Below are 16,337 nucleotides of genomic sequence, written 5' to 3' on the forward strand. Positions count from 1 at the left end.
CAGATCAAGCCTCCACCATGCGTCCCTTCTGCGGGAACAGACCCGCGGGACGGAATTGAAGGAACACCACGATCAGAGCGAACACCATCACTTGAGCCATGCTCGTGGTGGCAAAGAAATTCACCGCACCGGCCAGAGGAGCCGGCATGTCAGGCCAAATCGTCAGCAGGCGGCCGGCGCCGATCAGGTCGGTGAGCAGGCCGATGGCGAAGGAGGCGAGCACGGTGCCCAACAGGTTTCCGACGCCACCGAGCACCACCACCATGAAGCAGCCCACGATGTAAGACCCGCCCACATTGGGGCCCACCGAACCCAGCAGGGAAACAGCAACCCCCGCCACCCCGGCCAAACCGGAGCCGATGCCGAAGGTGAGCACATCAACGGTGTCGGTGGGGATGCCAAGGCAATCACTCATCGAACGGTTCTGGGTCACGGCACGAATGCGCATGCCCCACACGCTTTTGTTGAGGAACCACGTCACCCCAACCACAGCAACGATCGTGATCACGATGATCACCAGACGCGGCACAGGGAAGGTGATGTCCATGAATTCGATCCCACCACGCATCCATTTGGGCGCCGTCACATCCACGTTGCGGGAGGTGGCTCGGGCGATACGACTGATTTGTGAGGCCAGGCCACCCGCCAGCAGCACGCCTCCCAGGGCTGAAACAGCCCAACTTCCCGCACGCACCAAGCGTGCTCGAGGCCCCGCCAAGAGAGAGGAGGGAAGCACCAGCGGTAGGCCAAAGCCCATCACCAGCGCCAGGATCAGGCCGGCGGCGTGGGCCAGGGGAACACTGCGCACAAACTGCTGCAAAATCAAACTGACACCCCAGGTCGCTAACAACGTCTCCAACGGACTTCCGTAAAGACGTCGAATCACTGTGCGTTCTAAGAGGATGCCAACAACTCCACTGACGACAAACGCCAAAGGAATTGCTACTAATACATAGAGGCTGTAAATTGGCTGAAAAGTAGGAAGCTTAAACACCATTTGCACCACATAAGTGGTGTAAGCACCGAGCATAATTAACTCACCATGGGCAAGATTAATCACGCCCATCAAACCAAAAACGATGGCCAATCCAAGAGCCGCCATCATCAGCACTGAGCCGATTGCGACACCATTAAAAAGGCTTTCTAGCAGCAGTTGCACGAGCTGAATTGAAGAGCAAAAAGGCAAGAAGGGAGGAGCCCGTTACCGAACCCCTCCCTTGAATCACAAGAAAATCAAAATGTCTGAGATTCAGACATCAGAGCTTGTACTTGCCACCTTTTGAGGCATCAGTCCAATCACAAGCGAAACCTTTGGAATCAGGGTGAATTTGATTCCAGGCCTGGGGTGCAATCGGGCCATCGGTGGACTCGAGAATGTCGAACTGACCATCTTTGGTGATCTGACCAATGCGCACGGTCTGAGACAGGTGGTGATTCGGCATCACCTTCACAGGACCTTGGGGAGCATCAAACTCGATGCCCACCAGAGCTTCACGCACCTTGTTGTCGTCAAAGCTGTTGGCTTTTTCGACAGCAGCCTTCCACAGGTAAACCATGTTGTATGCCGACTCCTGGGGGTCAGCGACCTGACGATCAGCGCCGTACTTGGCTTTGAAATCAGCCGCGAACTTCTTGGAGGCTGGGGTGTCAATCGACATCATGTAGTTCCAAGCGCCGTAATGGCCTTCAAGGAACTCAGCTCCAATCGTGCTGATTTCTTCTTCTGCGATGGAGTAGTTCATCACGTAGTAGCCATTGGCTGGTGTGATGCCGGCATCCTGAATCTGCTTGAAGAAAGCAACGTTTTGGTCGCCATTCAAGGTGTTGATGATCACGCCACCATCAGGAAGCGCCTTCTTGATTTTGGCGATGATTGGAGCAACTTCTGTATTGCCGAGGGGTAGGTAGTCCTCACCAACAACGGTGCCGCCAAGTTGTGCAACTTGGGATTTGGTAATCGTGTTCGAAGTACGCGGGAACACGTAGTCGGAACCAACCAGGAAGAAGGGCTTGCCAGCGGCAGGCGACTTCTCAAACATGAATTTGGTTGCCGGCTCCGACTGCTGGTTCGGAGTTGCACCCGTATAGAAGATGTTGTTGGAACACTCCTGAGCCTCGTACTGAATCGGGTAGTAGAGGAAAGCGTCCTTCGATTCATAAACCGGAAGCATTGCCTTCCGGCTAGCTGAGGTCCAACCACCGAAGACGACGGGAACTTGGTCCTGGTCGATCAGCTTCTTGGACTTCTCAGCGAAGGTGGGCCAATCGGATGCACCATCTTCGACGATGTATTCGATTTTGTACTTCTTGCCGTCAACCTCAACACCACCTGCGGCATTGATCTCATCGATCGCCATTTTCTCAGTGTCCACCAGGGTGGACTCGGAGATGGCCATGGTGCCGGTCAGCGAGTGCAGGATGCCAACGGTGACGCTGTCGTCGTACTCAACGTTGGAAGCCTTGTCGCCACCACCACAGGCGGTCACGGCAAGACCCAGCGATGCCGCTGCCATGCCAGCAAACAGACGCTTGGAAAGAGGGGTGCTCATGAAATGAAGGGGCACTTAAAAGCTTGGACGCGTGAAACGTCCTGAAATCTGACCATCGCCACTGGAGCGAATTCAAAATGTCACAACGGGAACACTTTTGACTCCAAAAGCTTGTGTTTTCATGATTTTGGTAGCTGTTGCAACAAGAACCCCACCACCTGCTCTAGGCCTTCCCCGCTTTGGAGATTGGTGAAACACCAGGGCCGCTCGCCACGCATCCGCAGGGTGTCCTGTTCCATCACCGAGAGATCGGCACCGACCTGGGGAGCTAGATCAATCTTGTTGATCACCAGCAGATCAGAGCGGGTGATGCCTGGGCCTCCCTTGCGAGGGATCTTGTCGCCAGCTGCCACGTCAATCACATAAACGCAGAGATCCACCAGTTCCGGGCTGAAGCTCGCCGCCAGGTTGTCGCCACCGCTTTCAACCAGAACAAGATCCAGATCCGGAAACTGCGCCTCCAGCTCTGCCACAGCGGCTCTGTTGATCGAACAGTCTTCGCGGATCGCCGTGTGAGGGCAACCACCGGTCTCGACCCCACGGATCCGCTCGGGATCCAGTGCACCGGCACGGGTGAGGAACTGGGCATCCTCCTGGGTGTAGATGTCATTGGTGACCACCGCGAGCTGCAGGTCGTCACGCAAGCGGCGACAGAGCGCCTCCACCAGTGCGGTCTTGCCGGATCCCACAGGACCCGCCACCCCCAGTCGCAGTTTGCTGCTCATCAGCTTCGAAACAGGCGTGAATACAGCTCAGCATGGGCAAGCTGAGCCATGCCCGCACCCACACCACTGCTCCAGAGCTGCTGCGGATCGGCCACCTGAAGCAACTGCGCTTGCAAGGCAATCAGCGGCAGCAGCCGTTGTTGCAACACCTGTGCTCGGGATGGCCCCAACGGCAGCAGCCGCACGGAGGCACTGAGCTGGTTGGCAACCCAGCCGTAGAGGTACCCCTCCACCATGTCTCCCGCTGGAACCGACAAGCCCACAGCGGCCCAGGCCCAGGCCGCTGGCCAGCTCAAGACCACAGGTTCAGGCAGGTCCTGGCCCATGTCAGACATCAACTGCAGCAGCGACATCCCCATCTGACGCTGCTGAGCTCGCAACTCCGCGGCTTCACGGGTGGCCAACAGCCAACCATCCAGATCGATCAAACGCTCCTTGGCCGCAACATCGGCCTGGGTTGACCACCCCACCAAAGCCTCCGCAAAAGGCCTCAACGCCGCGGCTTCTAGCCTCACTGCGCCCCGTTGCAGTTCAGCCTCCAACCAAGCCTGAATGGCCTGCTCATCGGCGATGGATCCCGCCTGAATCAACACCTCCAGGCCCTCTGAATAGCTGAAGGCACCCACAGGCAGGGCCGGGCTGACCAGTTGCAACAAGGCCAGGGAAGTCATCCGTGCTGATGGCCTCCGTAGGCGCCGCCCTCGGGGGCAAACGGCTGGAGACAGGGGCTGACCGTCAATCCACGCCCTTCCAGCATCGTGGCGAGAACGGAATCCTCAGGCAGCAACAGCTCTTTCTCATGGAGCTCCAGGGCGACATGGCGATTGCCCAGGTGATAAGCCGCCTGCAACAGCTCCAGGGGATGCGACCCCTGCACCCGAAGCAAAGCTTCCGGCGCTGCCGTCACCTCCACAACGGTCGACCCGGACTGATCCCCCAGCAGATCACCAGGCTGCAGCGATCCCTCACGGGGCAACTGCAGCAGCACCGGACGACCACAGGAGGTGGTGCGACGACCTCGAAGCACCGTGCGCTCCTCGGCCGTTAACGGCAACTGCAGGGTTGCCTTGACACTGCTGCTCTGCAAGCGCTGCCCCAGCACGACCACCGCATCCGTCACCTGCGCCTCCTCTCCAGTTCCTTCAAGAAAGCGTGCCGATCAATCACCCGCTCTTTGGTGTGCATTGCTACAGAGTCGAAGGCGGTGGCGGCGGAGCGTGAGCCCATGCAACGTCTTGATCCTTGGCACGGCCGCTGCGACCTGCAGTTTCATGCCACCAACGACAGCACCCGACACCAGGGGGGCTGCACAGCTCCGTTCAAGTTGCTCCGCAGTGAACGCGGTGATGACGGACGCTGTGAGCTGCCGGTGCTGCATACCGCTGGAGGCCTGGTGGGCGGCGATCAACTCAGCCTGGACATCAAGCTTGAAGCGAACAGCCGCTGCCTGATCACCAGCGTGGCGGCGCAGAAGGTTTATGGGTCGATCGGCCGCAGCCGCCTGCAACCCGAGGGTTGCTTTGCCCATCAACAGGTGCGCTGCTCGCTGGCCAGCGGCAGTGATCTCGAATGGCTGCCACAGGAACTGGTGCTGTACGCCGATGCCTTGTTCGAGCAGCAGCTGACGGTGACCCTGCCCCAGGACGCGTCCTTTCTCAGCGCAGAGATCGTGCGCTTGGGCAGAACGGCCGCCGGTGAAACCCTGGAGCAGGGACGGTGGCAGTCGAGCCTCACCATTCAGCGCCGCGCGGCCAACAGCTCAACCTGGGAGCTAGCGGATCGCGTGGAACTCGGCAGCGCCAGCCTGGACAGCCCACACGGGTTGGGAGGCGCCCCGGTGTTTGGAACACTGGTTTGGGCCGCACCGATGGCCATGGGTGCCGAAACAACAGCAACGCTGCTGGAGGGAGCGCGGGCCGACCGAGAGGGTCTGACGGGAACGATGCGCTGCGGTGCCCTCAATCAGGGCCTGATCGCCCGCTATTCCGGCGATTCGAGCCGCGACGCCCGCTTTTGGTTCAGCCGAATCTGGGAACGGACGCGAACGCTCCGGGGCCTGACACGGCCTCGCATCCCCAGGGTCTGGCCCCTGCAGGAACAGCCTCTGCGCCGACAAACGTCCACTGTGAACGCTTTCGATGCTGTAGCGGAGACAGACTGAAGAAGACCGAGCTTCGCCATGCATCTCAGTCCCCAGGAAAAGGACAAGCTCCTGATCGTGACCGCAGCACTGCTTGCCGAGCGGCGCTTGAACCGTGGCCTCAAGCTCAACCACCCCGAAGCGGTGGCCTGGCTGAGTTTTCTGGTGCTGGAAGGCGCCCGTGACGGCAAGAGCGTGGCGGAGCTGATGCAGGAAGGCACCACCTGGCTGCGTCAAGACCAGGTGATGGAGGGCGTGCCCGAGCTCGTCCATGAGGTGCAGATCGAAGCCGTCTTCCCCGATGGCACCAAGCTCGTCACCCTGCACGACCCGATTCGCTGAGGCAGAACCCATGGCACCTCTCATTCCAGGAGAACTGCTTCCTGAACCCGGTGAACTGGAGCTGAATGCAGGCCGACCCGTCACCACGGTGAGCGTCTCCAACAGCGGCGACCGGCCGGTACAGGTGGGCTCTCATTTCCATTTCGCCGAAGCCAACGCCGCCCTGCAGTTCGACCGGGCCGCAGCCCGCGGACAACGGCTCGACATCCCCGCCGGCACCGCCATCCGCTTCGAACCCGGCGACAGTCGCGACGTGAACCTGATTCCCTTCGCCGGTGCGCGACGCGTCATCGGCTTCAACGGCCAGATCAACGGACCCCTCAACGCCTGACCCATGCCCTACCGCATTTCCCGCCAGGCCTACGCCGAGACTTACGGACCCACTACCGGAGACAGACTTCGTCTGGCCGACACCGATCTGATCCTTGAAGTCGAGAAGGACTACACCGTCTACGGCGATGAGGTGAAGTTCGGCGGCGGCAAGGTGATCCGCGACGGCATGGGCCAGTCCCAGACCCCTCGGGCCGAGGGCGCCGTCGACACAGTGATCACCAATGCCTTGATCCTCGACTGGTGGGGCATCGTCAAAGCCGATGTCGGCCTCAAAGACGGCCGGATCATCGGCATCGGCAAAGCCGGCAACCCCGACACCCAGGAAGGGGTGACGATCGTGGTGGGCCCAGGCACCGAAGCCATCGCCGGGGAAGGACACATCCTCACGGCCGGTGGCATCGACACCCACATCCACTTCATCTGCCCCCAGCAGATCGAAACGGCCCTGGCCAGCGGCGTCACCACCCTGATGGGAGGCGGCACCGGACCGGCCACGGGCACCAATGCCACCACCTGCACCCCCGGCGCCTTCCACATCGGGCGGATGCTCCAGGCCGCTGAAGGCCTGCCTGTGAACCTGGGCTTTTTCGGCAAAGGCAACGCCAGCACCCCGGAAGCCCTGGAAGAACAGGTGCGCGCCGGCGCCTGCGGCCTGAAGCTGCACGAAGACTGGGGCACCACGCCCGCCACCATCGATGCCTGCCTATCGGTAGCCGATCGGATGGATGTGCAGGTGTGCATCCACACCGACACATTGAATGAAGCCGGCTTCGTGGAAGACACGATCGCGGCGATTAATGGGCGCACGATTCACACCTTCCACACCGAAGGTGCCGGCGGCGGCCATGCCCCGGACATCATCAAGATCTGCGGCGAGGCCAACGTGCTGCCGAGCAGCACCAACCCCACCCGGCCCTACACCCGCAACACGCTCGAGGAGCACCTCGACATGCTGATGGTGTGCCACCACCTCGACCCGAAGATCCCCGAGGACGTGGCCTTCGCTGAATCACGAATCCGGCGCGAAACGATCGCCGCCGAAGACATCCTTCACGACCTGGGCGCCTTCTCGATCATCGCCAGCGACTCCCAGGCCATGGGCCGCGTGGGCGAGGTAATCACCCGAACCTTCCAGACCGCCCACAAAATGAAGGTGCAGCGCGGTGCCCTGCCAGAAGACTCCGCTCGCAACGACAACCACCGGCTGAAGCGCTATATCGCCAAGGTGACGATCAACCCAGCGTTGGCCCACGGCATCAGCTCCGAAGTGGGGTCGATCGAAACCGACAAGCTCGCCGATCTCGTGCTTTGGAAGCCGGGCTTCTTTGGCATTCGCCCGGAACTGGTGGTGAAGGGCGGTTCGATCGTCTGGGCCCAGATGGGCGACGCCAACGCCTCAATTCCCACCCCCGGCCCCGTGCACGGCCGACCAATGTTCGGCGCCTTCGGCAAAGCCCTCGCCCCCAGTTGTCTTACCTTCGTGAGCGAAGCGGCGATGGATGCAGACATCCAACGCCAGCTGGGGCTGGAGCGCAGCTGCATGGCGGTAAAGGAAACCCGCAGCGTCGGCAAGAGCACCCTCAAGCTGAATTCAGCCCTCCCCAAGGTGAGCGTTGACCCGCAGACCTATGAGGTGTTTGCCGACGGCGAACTGCTGACCTGCGAGCCCGCCGAGGTGCTGCCCCTCGCCCAGCGCTATCTGCTGCTTTGAGCCCCACGCTGTTGGTGGTCCAACACGTTGACCACGAAGACGCCGCACTGGTGGGAGAACTGGCGCGACAACGGGGCCTGACCCTCGAGCTCCTGAGGCCCGACCGGGGCGATCCGCTCCCAGATCCCAGGGCGTGTGCGAACAGCATCGCCCTTCTGCTCGGTGGTCCGATGAGCGTGAACGAACGCGACCAACCGGGCATGGCTTGGTTGCGGCAGGAACTGGACTGGCTTACGGCATGGCACCAGCAACGCCAACCGGTGCTGGGCATCTGCCTGGGGGCACAGCTCTTGGCTGTTGCTGCAGGGGGCAGCGTGCAACCCCTGCAGGTGGGAGCACCACCACAACAGCTAAAGGAACTGGGCCTCGGCGCAATCCACTGGGTCGCGGATCCGTGCGATGAGGTTCTGCTCAAAGAGCAATCAGGAAGCAGCTTGGTGCTGCATTGGCATGGCGATCGAATCCAACTGCCGGCTGATGCAACCCTGCTGGCTTCTTCGCTGCACTGTGCGGAACAGGTGTTTCGCATCGGAGCCCACGCCATTGGCCTGCAATGCCACCTCGAGGTCGACGGTGATGCGCTTGAGCGCTGGATCGCCAACGACCACGATTACGTGGTGAGTGCCCTTGGACCTGAAGGACCCGTTCGCCTGAGCCAGGACTGGCGCAGGCTGGGCGCCACGCTCCAGAAACAAGGCCGAGACTTCTTCAATGCTGCGCTCGATCAGCTGATTGAGATCAGCAAAGCCCGCTAATTCCTACGGACAAAAATAAACAAAACCAAAAACTTTTCTGAAGAGGTATCAGCCTGAACACCACTTTGCAATCCGCGGGAGCTTCAATATTTCCGTAGCAACAGCTACCGATCGTTCACTTCGCATCGCGCGAAGCGCAGTTCGCCTCAGGCCATGGAACGGGGACCTGAGCTTGCTTCGAGGACCATCTCAATGACCACCCTTCTCTACCGCGGTCATCAGTACCAGCAAAACAACGCCACTCAGGGCAAGCCCGGTGTGCAGCTGGTCTACCGCCGCAACGTGTACCAAGCCCGTCAAATCAGCATCCACCGCACTCCGGTGCAGCTCGTATACCGCGGGGTGGGCTACACGCGCTAGAGCAAATACTCAATCTGTAGCAACTCGAACATTCCACTTGCACGGATTGAGGCGTAATAGATCCAGCTTCAGCAACGACGTTGGATCTCATCACTACCCGCCTCGACCAAGGTCTCGTACAGGTGAATCCCTCCAGCGTGCATGGCGTGTTCTGGCTGCAAACGCACTTTCCAGCTCAAGACTGGGATGCCCTGCTGTCTGGACAAGCTGCCTTCGGCATGGATTGCATCGACGATCTGATCAGTGATGCACGCGAAGCTGGCTTGAATGTGGAGTGGGAAGCATCCGTCCCCAGCTGAATTCACTTGAATTCTAAAAATCCCTTCACACTCCCGTGTGCAGGGATTTTTTAATAGGACAGACGAAAGTGAATGCTCAAGCCACCAAGCGGTTGAGCATGGGCAATTCAGACAGTTCATCCCTCCACTGCTGGGCCCAAAGATCCTGACTGCGCTCGTACACCTCCATCAACTGCTCCACGGCGCGCTCGTGAAAATCAACGCGCAGATCCAACAACGGGAACGCAGCTTCGCCACTCACCTGCACAGCCGCTGAGGTGCAGAGGTTGGAACGGTGATCACCACCAGCCGCTTCCCCAGCTTGAAGAGCCATCATTAGGCGACGGCCCAGTTTCAAGCTGGGGTCGCTGGTGAGGAAGGCCTGCTGCATAGCCGCCAACACGGCCTCATCCGCTAAGCAATTGCCAGCAACAGAGAGGTCACGCTGATGGCGATGCCCTGCCCAAGAGCCGCAATCCTGGCCCGTCCAACAGGCCGTGCGACCGTCCAGGTCAATCAGGTGAAACTGACGCCGATCACGATGCTGATCATCGGCAAGAAGGCTGGCCAGAACGCTCTCAGCATCCGAACTCTGCTCCAGACGCTCCAGGCCACAAATCCCCAAGTACGGATTGGTGTGGGCCTGGGTGGCGACAGCACCAACCCCCGCGCGGATATGGGGGACGGTGGATCCAACGGCCATATGACAGGTGGCCACACCCACTCCAAAACGACCGTTGTTGGGATCACGGGCCAGGATTGAAAAGGTCACGGCAGCTGACGGTCAAGCCGCAGCAACGTTTCCAGCAGCACCGCGGTACCTGCACAGCACTGCTCATCGCTGGTGAACTCTGCAGCGGAATGACTCAAGCCCCCCTTACTGGGCACAAAAATCATGCCCATCGGCCAGCGACGGCCGACCTCCTGGGCATCGTGGCTGGCTCTGCTGGGGAGATGGCTGTGGGACAGGCCGAGATCGGCTGCGGCCTCAGTGATCGTGGCCATCACCACAGCATCAGCAGGGGTGGGATCAGTGCTGAACTGGGGATCCACCGCAATCGGACAGCCCGTTTCAGCACCGATGCGTTCCACCTGCTGCATCAACTCCTCCACCAACTGATCAAGAACGGTCGGATCAACGTCCCTTAGGTCAACGGTCAGGGCGACAGCGCCAGGGACAACATTGGCTGCATTGGGCCAAACCTCCAGTCGACCCACCGTCGCCACCGGATCTCCGGGATGACGGGAGGCCATGGCCTCGACGGCAAGAACAAGACGCGAGGCCGCCACGAGGGCGTCCTGTCGCAGCCCCATCGGTGTCGTGCCGGCGTGGTTGGCCTGGCCCTGCACCTTGATGCTGAACCGACGCTGACCAACAACACCCTCCACAACACCAATGGCATCACCGCGTTGCTCGAGAACACCGCCCTGCTCAACGTGCAATTCCAGGAAGGCGGCATAGGCCTCATCGGAGCGTCGGGCCGAGGCCAAGGAGGGCCAATGCCCGCCGATACGCGCCAGATTGTCCTGAATCGGCTGGCCATTGCTGGTAGCAAAACTCTCAGGGTCATCGGAGGCCGTGCCCGTCAAACCCTTGCAGCCCACCATGGTCGACTCCTCGTCGGCAAAGGCGATCAACTCGATGCCATGTCGCAGGCGCAGGCCCTGGTCTTGAAGAGCGCGGCAGGCTTCCAGACCGGCCAAGACTCCCAGGGCCCCATCAAAACGTCCACCGGTGGGAACCGTGTCGAGGTGAGACCCGGTGACCAAAGCAGGACAATCGGGATCAAGGCCTTCAAGGCGTCCGATCAAGTTGCCAGCAGCATCGACCCGCACCTGCATGCCGAGCTGCTTCATCCAATGGGCCAGCAACTCACGGCCCTGCACATCCTCAGGCGAGAACCCGCGTCGACAAACGCTGCCATCGGGCTTGGCACCAATTCTGGCCAGCTGCTCAATCGTTTCAACCAAACGATCACGGTTTGGTCGCGCGGCAACTTCGCTTGGCTCGATCCCGGTTGCGGATTTAGTCGGAGAAGCCGAGATGAGCGTGGGCAATGCCGTGACCTTCGTTTCAAACGGAGGTCAATATTCACCCGAAAACCCGCGGAGCCTTGTAGCTAGCGCAACGATTTAACCCTGACCAAAGAATTCAAACGGGCATCAGCACCCGCCAGCCCAGACGGTCAGCCTCCCGACGGGCCAGGGCTGGCACGTCTTCGGCCACAAACATGCGGTGCAGCATCTGCACACCCAGCAGGTGGTTGATCACCGCATCCATCTGCACACGCTCCGCATCAGTGGTAGCCGGGTCCTCATGACGCGCAAACAAGGCACGCACTCCGGCTTTGCTCAACAAACCAGCGGCATCGATCACCTCATCACTGAGGTAGTCGTCGGCGAGCTGCTTCATCTGCTCCCACTTCTCAGGCTCTGTGTGGGCTGGCGGCGCCATGAAGGCGAACTTCTCACGCCGATACAACACCTCCGGCAACAGGCCCGCCATGGCTTCCCGCAGCACGTATTTCTCGGTTTTCCCCTTGATCCGCAGTTCGGGCGGCACCTGCACCGCTACTGCTGCCAGATGATGATCCAGGAAGGCTGGTCGTGCCTCCATGGAATTGGCCATGTCGACCCGGTCGCCACCCCAGGTGAGGATCTGGCCCTCCAGCATGGTCTTGATCCAGACGTACTGGGCCTTGTCCAGGGCATGGCGCCCGTCCAGTTGATCCGCATCCAGTTGCTCGGCAATCGCCTTGCCCGGGGAGTAATCCTTCAGGGCTTCGGCATGGGACTGCGCCAGAAGCTCAGGCACCAAGGGCGCGCAGGCCAGCCACGGCTGCAGACAGCTGGGGGTGAAGCCGACCACCGCATCGAGATCGGGATCATCCACCTGGTTTTCAGCCAGCATCGCCCCTTGAACCAGGGCATTGGACTGCTGCAAAAGACTTTCCCAGCTGGCGCGCTCCTCCCGCGGCAGGTCATCCAAACCGTGCAGGAACATGTCGCGGCGAAATGCGGGATAGCCGCCGAACAGCTCATCTGAGCCTTCACCGGTCATCACAACTTTGTAGTCCACATCGTTGACGTGGCGGCTCATCAAGAACTTCGCCACCGCCAAGGTGTTGTAGATCGTTCGCTCGGCATGCCAGATGGTGCGCTCCATATGGCCATAGAGCTCCTGGCCCGAAAGACGCATCAGATCCTGCTCAGCCCCCGTGGCCTCGGCCATCTCCCGGGCGATCGGCGACTCGTCGTAACGGGCGTCATCAAATCCGATCGTGAACGCCTTCACCGGTGCCTGGCTGACGGCTGACGCCAAGCCGAGGATCGAACAGCTGTCGATGCCGCCGGAGAGGTAACAACCCACGGGCACGTCGGCCACCATGCGCAGCTCAACGGCCTCCAGCAACGCCGCACGAACGGCAGCGATGTGCTCGGCCTCAGTTCGGTTGGAGTCCCGCTCGTCTTTACGCGGAAAGTCGACATCCCAGTAGGTGGACTCCGATACCTCCAGCCGCCCACTCACCCGTTGCACCTTCAGCACATGGCCGGGCTTCACCTGGTGCACCCCCGCAAAGGCTGTGGTGCCGGGGACCATGGTCTGCATCAACTGGTGGAAGAGACCTTCCGAGGTGAAGCGTCGCTCCACCGCCGGATGGGCGAAGAGCACCTTCAACTCGGAACCGAACACCAGCCCCTCGGGCGTCATCGCCCAGTACTGCGGTTTAATGCCGAAGCGATCCCTCACTAGGTAGAGGCAGTCCTCTGCCCGATCAAACAAGGCGAAGGCGAACTCACCGCGCAACAGAGGCAGGGTCGCCTCTAACCCCTGGCGTTGGTAGAGCCGAAGCAGGATCTCTGAATCACTCTTGCTGCTGAAACGCACCCCTTGGGCGGTGAGGTCAGCCCTGATGCGCTGGAAGTCGTAAAACTCACCGTTGTGGGCCATCAGCACCTCACCGTCATCGGTGAGGAAGGGCTGCCGAGCCCGCGACTCGTTCAGGTCAATGATCGAAAGGCGCGCATGGCAGAAGCCGACGCCGGCCTGATCGAGCACCTCAACCCCGAAGCCGTCGGGCCCGCGATGGGCCTGGATCGCCGCCATGTTGACCAGCAGCTGGCGATCCACCGTCTGTTGACGGTCTGCATTGAAAACACCTCCGATTCCACACATCAGATCGCCTCAGATCACATCCATCACGCGTTCGGCCCGATCCACCATGCAGGTGAGCAGGGCCATCCTCAGGAACACGGCTCCCCTGGCCTGACTGAAATACCAGTTGTGGGGCGTGTCATCCAGGCAGGTGCTGAGTTCCGCTCCCCGCGCCAAGGGATGGAGCACAATCGCCTCCGGCTTGAATGGCATGTCGCGGGTGAGGCGAAATCCTCCGCCGTGCACTTCATAGGAATCGCCCACCCAGGCGATGGCGTTGATGTAAATGACATCCAAGTCGGGCACTTCAGCCTGCAGGTCGGTGCTGGAGCGCACCTTCATCCCACACGCTTCAAGCTCCTCCAACTGTCCTGGGTCGAACAGCGGCTGATCCGGCTCCAACCCGGGGGCGTGAATCACCACCACCTCGTCCACCGTCTGCGGGAATTTGGCCAGGATCCTCAACAGGGAGCGAACCGTTCGCATCCGCGAGGGAATCCCGACGATCCCAATGCGAATCCGATCTGCGGGTGCCACGTCCAACTCAGCGAGCTGGGGCCGCCACTTAAAGATTGTGTAGAGATCGGCCATCGCCTGGGTGGGATGCTCATCGATCCCATTTCCAGCGTTGATGATCGGGATCCGAAGGGTGGACGTCATTGCATAAACGGCACCGGGATCGCTATCCCGAAGCACCACACAATCGCCATAGTTGTTGAACATATGGGCGACATCTTCGAGAGACTCGCCCTTGGCAATCCCTGTGGTGGCCCTGTCGGTGATGTTGATGGAGGTACCGCCGAGTCGGTGCCAGGCACTGTCAAAAGACAGCCGGGTGCGGGTGCTTGGTTCGTAAAACGCGTTGATCAGAATCTTGCCGGTGAGTGGCGTGTTGTGACGGCAATAGCGATCTGGATTGCTTTCAAACTTCGCCGCCAGGCGAAACACCTGCAACAAAGCCTCGGGGCGAAACGGTTGGATCGACACCACGTGCTGATCCACCAAATCCTTCAAAGGCTCAACGTCTTCGGCAATCGCAGCCAACAGCTCCTGAGGTTGGTTCTGCCCATAGACATCGGGCCCCATCGGCTCAAACCGAATCTGGACCGACGACGCGTCCACAACTGCTGATTTGGCCTGTGCCATAGCGGAATCGGATCAACACCCTGTTTGCCAGACCGAGTGCTAGAGCCAGGAACTACATCTTTCACCGGTAACAACAACCACACTCCTGCGTCCACGAAGAAGCAGCTTCTTAAGCAAAGATCCGGAAAGGATTGTGCTGGGGTGGACGGCTAAAGGAGACATCACCAAACCCGGCCATTGCGCCACTCCACCCACCAGATCAGCAGCAACACGAGCACCGACAGCACCAGGGCGAACTGACTGGCCACCAGCAAAAACTGAAAGCCAGACAGACCAACAAGGCCGGCCATCAAAGGAAGCGTTTGGATCATCCCTCCTCCTGCAACAAGGTGAAGTCGAAGCGTTCCGGCCAGAACCGACTGCCCATCAGCATCACAATCGCCGACACGGCCGCCGAAAACACAGCAGCGCAGTAAGGCGCGATCAGCACATAGGCGAGCAGGCCCACAACGCTGCCGGCGAGCATGGCCGCAATGGCAGCCGTACGGTTGGCTGTACGCCAGTACAAACCGCAGGCCACAGGCCAGACCGTGGATGCCACCAGGGCACCGGTGAAAAACAGCACCGACGCAAGCGAATCCAGCCGTGGCCAGGACAGCGCCAGGGTGACGACGGCCAGTCCCACCACCATCAGCCGCGCCGCCTGCTTGAGCTGCAGGTCGCTGGCCTGAGGCCGCAACAGGCGGAAGTACACATCCTCCGCCAACAGATCGGCGGTGGATGCCAGCAGCGAATCGAGGGTGGAGGTGAGTGAGGCAAACACCACCACAAACACCAGGGCCGCGCCGCCGGCCCCGAGCAGATCGGCTGCCATCACGGGAAACACCATGTTCACCTGCTCGAGGGGCAACTCACGGGCCAGGGCCACCAGGCCAATGGAGCCCGTCACCATCGGCACGCTCATCCAGGCGATGCCCCCCAAAACAAAAGAGGTCATCACGACCGAGCGCCGACTGGCGAAAACCCGGGACCACCAGATGTTGTTGTGAAAGACCTCGCCCATCGAAAAGAGGGCGGAATTCCAGGCGATCAACAAGCCCGCCGGCAGCAGCAGATCAAGCCGATCGGGATGCCGGGCCACCAAAGAGGCATGCACCTCAGGCATCGGGAATTGACGGAAGGCGAGCACCGCCACCACCGCCAGCAGCACCATGATCAACAGCGACTGGATGAAATCGGTGCCGATCACGGCCCGCATCCCGCCGAACAGGGTGTAGACGGTGGCGACACCGATCACCACCACCATTCCCACGTGGTAATCAAAGCCTGAAAGCGCCTGCAGCAGCAGGCCAGCACCCATCGCCTGGGTCATCAGAAAGCCCAGGGTGTAGATCGCGGTGATCACCATGAACACCCACCAGGCCAGACGCCCGTAGCGCAGGCGAATGAAGTCGCCGCTGGTGCGCCCGTTGGGCATCAACTGCTTGATCCGCGAGGCCAGGGGGGCGAACAGAATCAGGCCAAGCCCGGCCAGGGCATAGCTGAACATGCCCCAGAGGCCGGTTTTGTAGCCGAATTCAGGGGCGAGCAGGGTGGTGTTGCCGGTGACCCAGGAGGCCATCAACGTGGCCGTGCTCAGGGCAAGCCCGATGTTGCGCCCCGCCAGCATGTAGTCATCAGCATTGCCTTGACCGCGCCGGCCCCAGGCAATCCCCAGCGCCACCCAGAGAACAGAGAACAGCACCACCAACGCCCAGGCGATCCCGGGCTGAAGGAAGGGAACCGAGTCAGCGGACATCCGTCGACCCCCTGCGGTTCCAATACAGGTGTCCGCGCAGAATCATCACCACCGTCGCCGCAGTCACAACGGCACCAAGGGCAAAGATCAGACGCGCCCAGAGC

The 16,337-nt window shown here is 60.7% G+C and carries 18 protein-coding genes; 7 read left to right on the top strand and 11 right to left on the bottom strand.

Annotation, left to right across the window (positions count from 1 at the left end):
• Positions 1-4: 4 nt before the first annotated feature.
• The 5 genes from Syncc8109_RS10935 to ureE all read right to left on the bottom strand — a co-directional run bounded on the left by Syncc8109_RS10935 (position 5) and on the right by ureE (position 4,394).
• On the bottom strand, positions 5-1,159 hold the full coding sequence (locus tag Syncc8109_RS10935; protein WP_006850219.1) for a branched-chain amino acid ABC transporter permease: 1,155 nt from the start codon (positions 1,157-1,159) through the stop codon (positions 5-7).
• Positions 1,160-1,256: 97 nt separating this feature from the next.
• On the bottom strand, positions 1,257-2,549 hold the full coding sequence (gene urtA / locus Syncc8109_RS10940) for an urea ABC transporter substrate-binding protein (protein ID WP_025362575.1): 1,293 nt from the start codon (positions 2,547-2,549) through the stop codon (positions 1,257-1,259).
• A gap of 119 nt (positions 2,550-2,668) precedes the next feature.
• Positions 2,669-3,274 carry an urease accessory protein UreG gene (gene ureG, locus Syncc8109_RS10945; RefSeq protein ID WP_006850408.1) on the bottom strand — a complete coding sequence of 202 codons (606 nt, stop codon included), beginning with the start codon at positions 3,272-3,274 and terminating at the stop codon, positions 2,669-2,671.
• The gene (locus tag Syncc8109_RS10950; protein WP_006850397.1) at positions 3,274-3,945 is read right to left on the bottom strand and encodes an urease accessory protein UreF; all 672 of its coding nucleotides are present in this window, start codon (positions 3,943-3,945) and stop codon (positions 3,274-3,276) included. Before Syncc8109_RS10950 ends, ureG begins: the two co-directional genes overlap by 1 nt.
• Entirely contained in the window at positions 3,942-4,394 is a 453-nt protein-coding gene (ureE, locus tag Syncc8109_RS10955; RefSeq protein ID WP_006849676.1) for an urease accessory protein UreE, read from the bottom strand. Before ureE ends, Syncc8109_RS10950 begins: the two co-directional genes overlap by 4 nt.
• A gap of 105 nt (positions 4,395-4,499) precedes the next feature.
• Here ureE and Syncc8109_RS10960 point away from each other — a divergent pair, with 105 nt between their 5' ends.
• The 7 genes from Syncc8109_RS10960 (at position 4,500) to Syncc8109_RS10985 (ending at position 9,214) form a co-directional block, all read left to right on the top strand.
• Positions 4,500-5,435, top strand: coding sequence for an urease accessory protein UreD (locus Syncc8109_RS10960; protein WP_025362576.1), 936 nt, complete (start codon positions 4,500-4,502; stop codon positions 5,433-5,435).
• 18 nt (positions 5,436-5,453) lie between these two features.
• Positions 5,454-5,756 carry an urease subunit gamma gene (locus tag Syncc8109_RS10965; RefSeq protein WP_006851427.1) on the top strand — a complete coding sequence of 101 codons (303 nt, stop codon included), beginning with the start codon at positions 5,454-5,456 and terminating at the stop codon, positions 5,754-5,756.
• A gap of 10 nt (positions 5,757-5,766) precedes the next feature.
• Positions 5,767-6,087, top strand: coding sequence for an urease subunit beta (locus Syncc8109_RS10970; RefSeq protein ID WP_006850113.1), 321 nt, complete (start codon positions 5,767-5,769; stop codon positions 6,085-6,087).
• A 3-nt stretch (positions 6,088-6,090) separates the two neighbouring features.
• Entirely contained in the window at positions 6,091-7,800 is a 1,710-nt protein-coding gene (gene ureC / locus Syncc8109_RS10975; RefSeq protein ID WP_006851983.1) for an urease subunit alpha, read from the top strand.
• Positions 7,801-7,814: 14 nt separating this feature from the next.
• Positions 7,815-8,555, top strand: a complete 741-nt coding sequence (locus Syncc8109_RS10980) for a type 1 glutamine amidotransferase (RefSeq protein ID WP_232202426.1) — start codon at positions 7,815-7,817, stop codon at positions 8,553-8,555.
• 192 nt (positions 8,556-8,747) lie between these two features.
• Positions 8,748-8,915 (top strand): DUF4278 domain-containing protein, encoded by a 168-nt coding sequence (locus Syncc8109_RS11965; protein ID WP_006851025.1) that lies wholly within the window; start codon positions 8,748-8,750, stop codon positions 8,913-8,915.
• 80 nt (positions 8,916-8,995) lie between these two features.
• Positions 8,996-9,214 (top strand): hypothetical protein, encoded by a 219-nt coding sequence (locus tag Syncc8109_RS10985; protein WP_025362577.1) that lies wholly within the window; start codon positions 8,996-8,998, stop codon positions 9,212-9,214.
• Between the two features lie 76 nt (positions 9,215-9,290).
• Here Syncc8109_RS10985 and Syncc8109_RS10990 read toward each other — a convergent pair whose 3' ends face one another.
• From Syncc8109_RS10990 to Syncc8109_RS11010, 6 genes are all read right to left on the bottom strand, one after another.
• Positions 9,291-9,965: a DUF1028 domain-containing protein gene (locus tag Syncc8109_RS10990; RefSeq protein WP_006850186.1), complete on the bottom strand. Its 675-nt coding sequence runs from the start codon at positions 9,963-9,965 to the stop codon at positions 9,291-9,293.
• Entirely contained in the window at positions 9,962-11,164 is a 1,203-nt protein-coding gene (locus Syncc8109_RS10995; RefSeq protein WP_006850043.1) for a Zn-dependent hydrolase, read from the bottom strand. Before Syncc8109_RS10995 ends, Syncc8109_RS10990 begins: the two co-directional genes overlap by 4 nt.
• Before the next feature lie 181 nt (positions 11,165-11,345).
• Positions 11,346-13,370 (bottom strand): asparagine synthase (glutamine-hydrolyzing), encoded by a 2,025-nt coding sequence (asnB, locus tag Syncc8109_RS11000; RefSeq protein ID WP_006850699.1) that lies wholly within the window; start codon positions 13,368-13,370, stop codon positions 11,346-11,348.
• A gap of 9 nt (positions 13,371-13,379) precedes the next feature.
• The gene (locus tag Syncc8109_RS11005) at positions 13,380-14,495 is read right to left on the bottom strand and encodes an aspartate carbamoyltransferase (RefSeq protein WP_006851220.1); all 1,116 of its coding nucleotides are present in this window, start codon (positions 14,493-14,495) and stop codon (positions 13,380-13,382) included.
• 161 nt (positions 14,496-14,656) lie between these two features.
• A complete protein-coding gene (locus Syncc8109_RS13120; protein WP_255325694.1) occupies positions 14,657-14,785 on the bottom strand; it encodes a hypothetical protein in 129 nt (42 codons plus the stop codon).
• A 17-nt stretch (positions 14,786-14,802) separates the two neighbouring features.
• Positions 14,803-16,233, bottom strand: a complete 1,431-nt coding sequence (locus Syncc8109_RS11010) for a sodium:solute symporter family protein (protein ID WP_006849843.1) — start codon at positions 16,231-16,233, stop codon at positions 14,803-14,805.
• Positions 16,234-16,337: the final 104 nt, after the last annotated feature.

The sequence above is a fragment of the Synechococcus sp. WH 8109 genome (genome assembly GCF_000161795.2).
Classification (GTDB): Bacteria; Cyanobacteriota; Cyanobacteriia; order PCC-6307; family Cyanobiaceae; genus Parasynechococcus.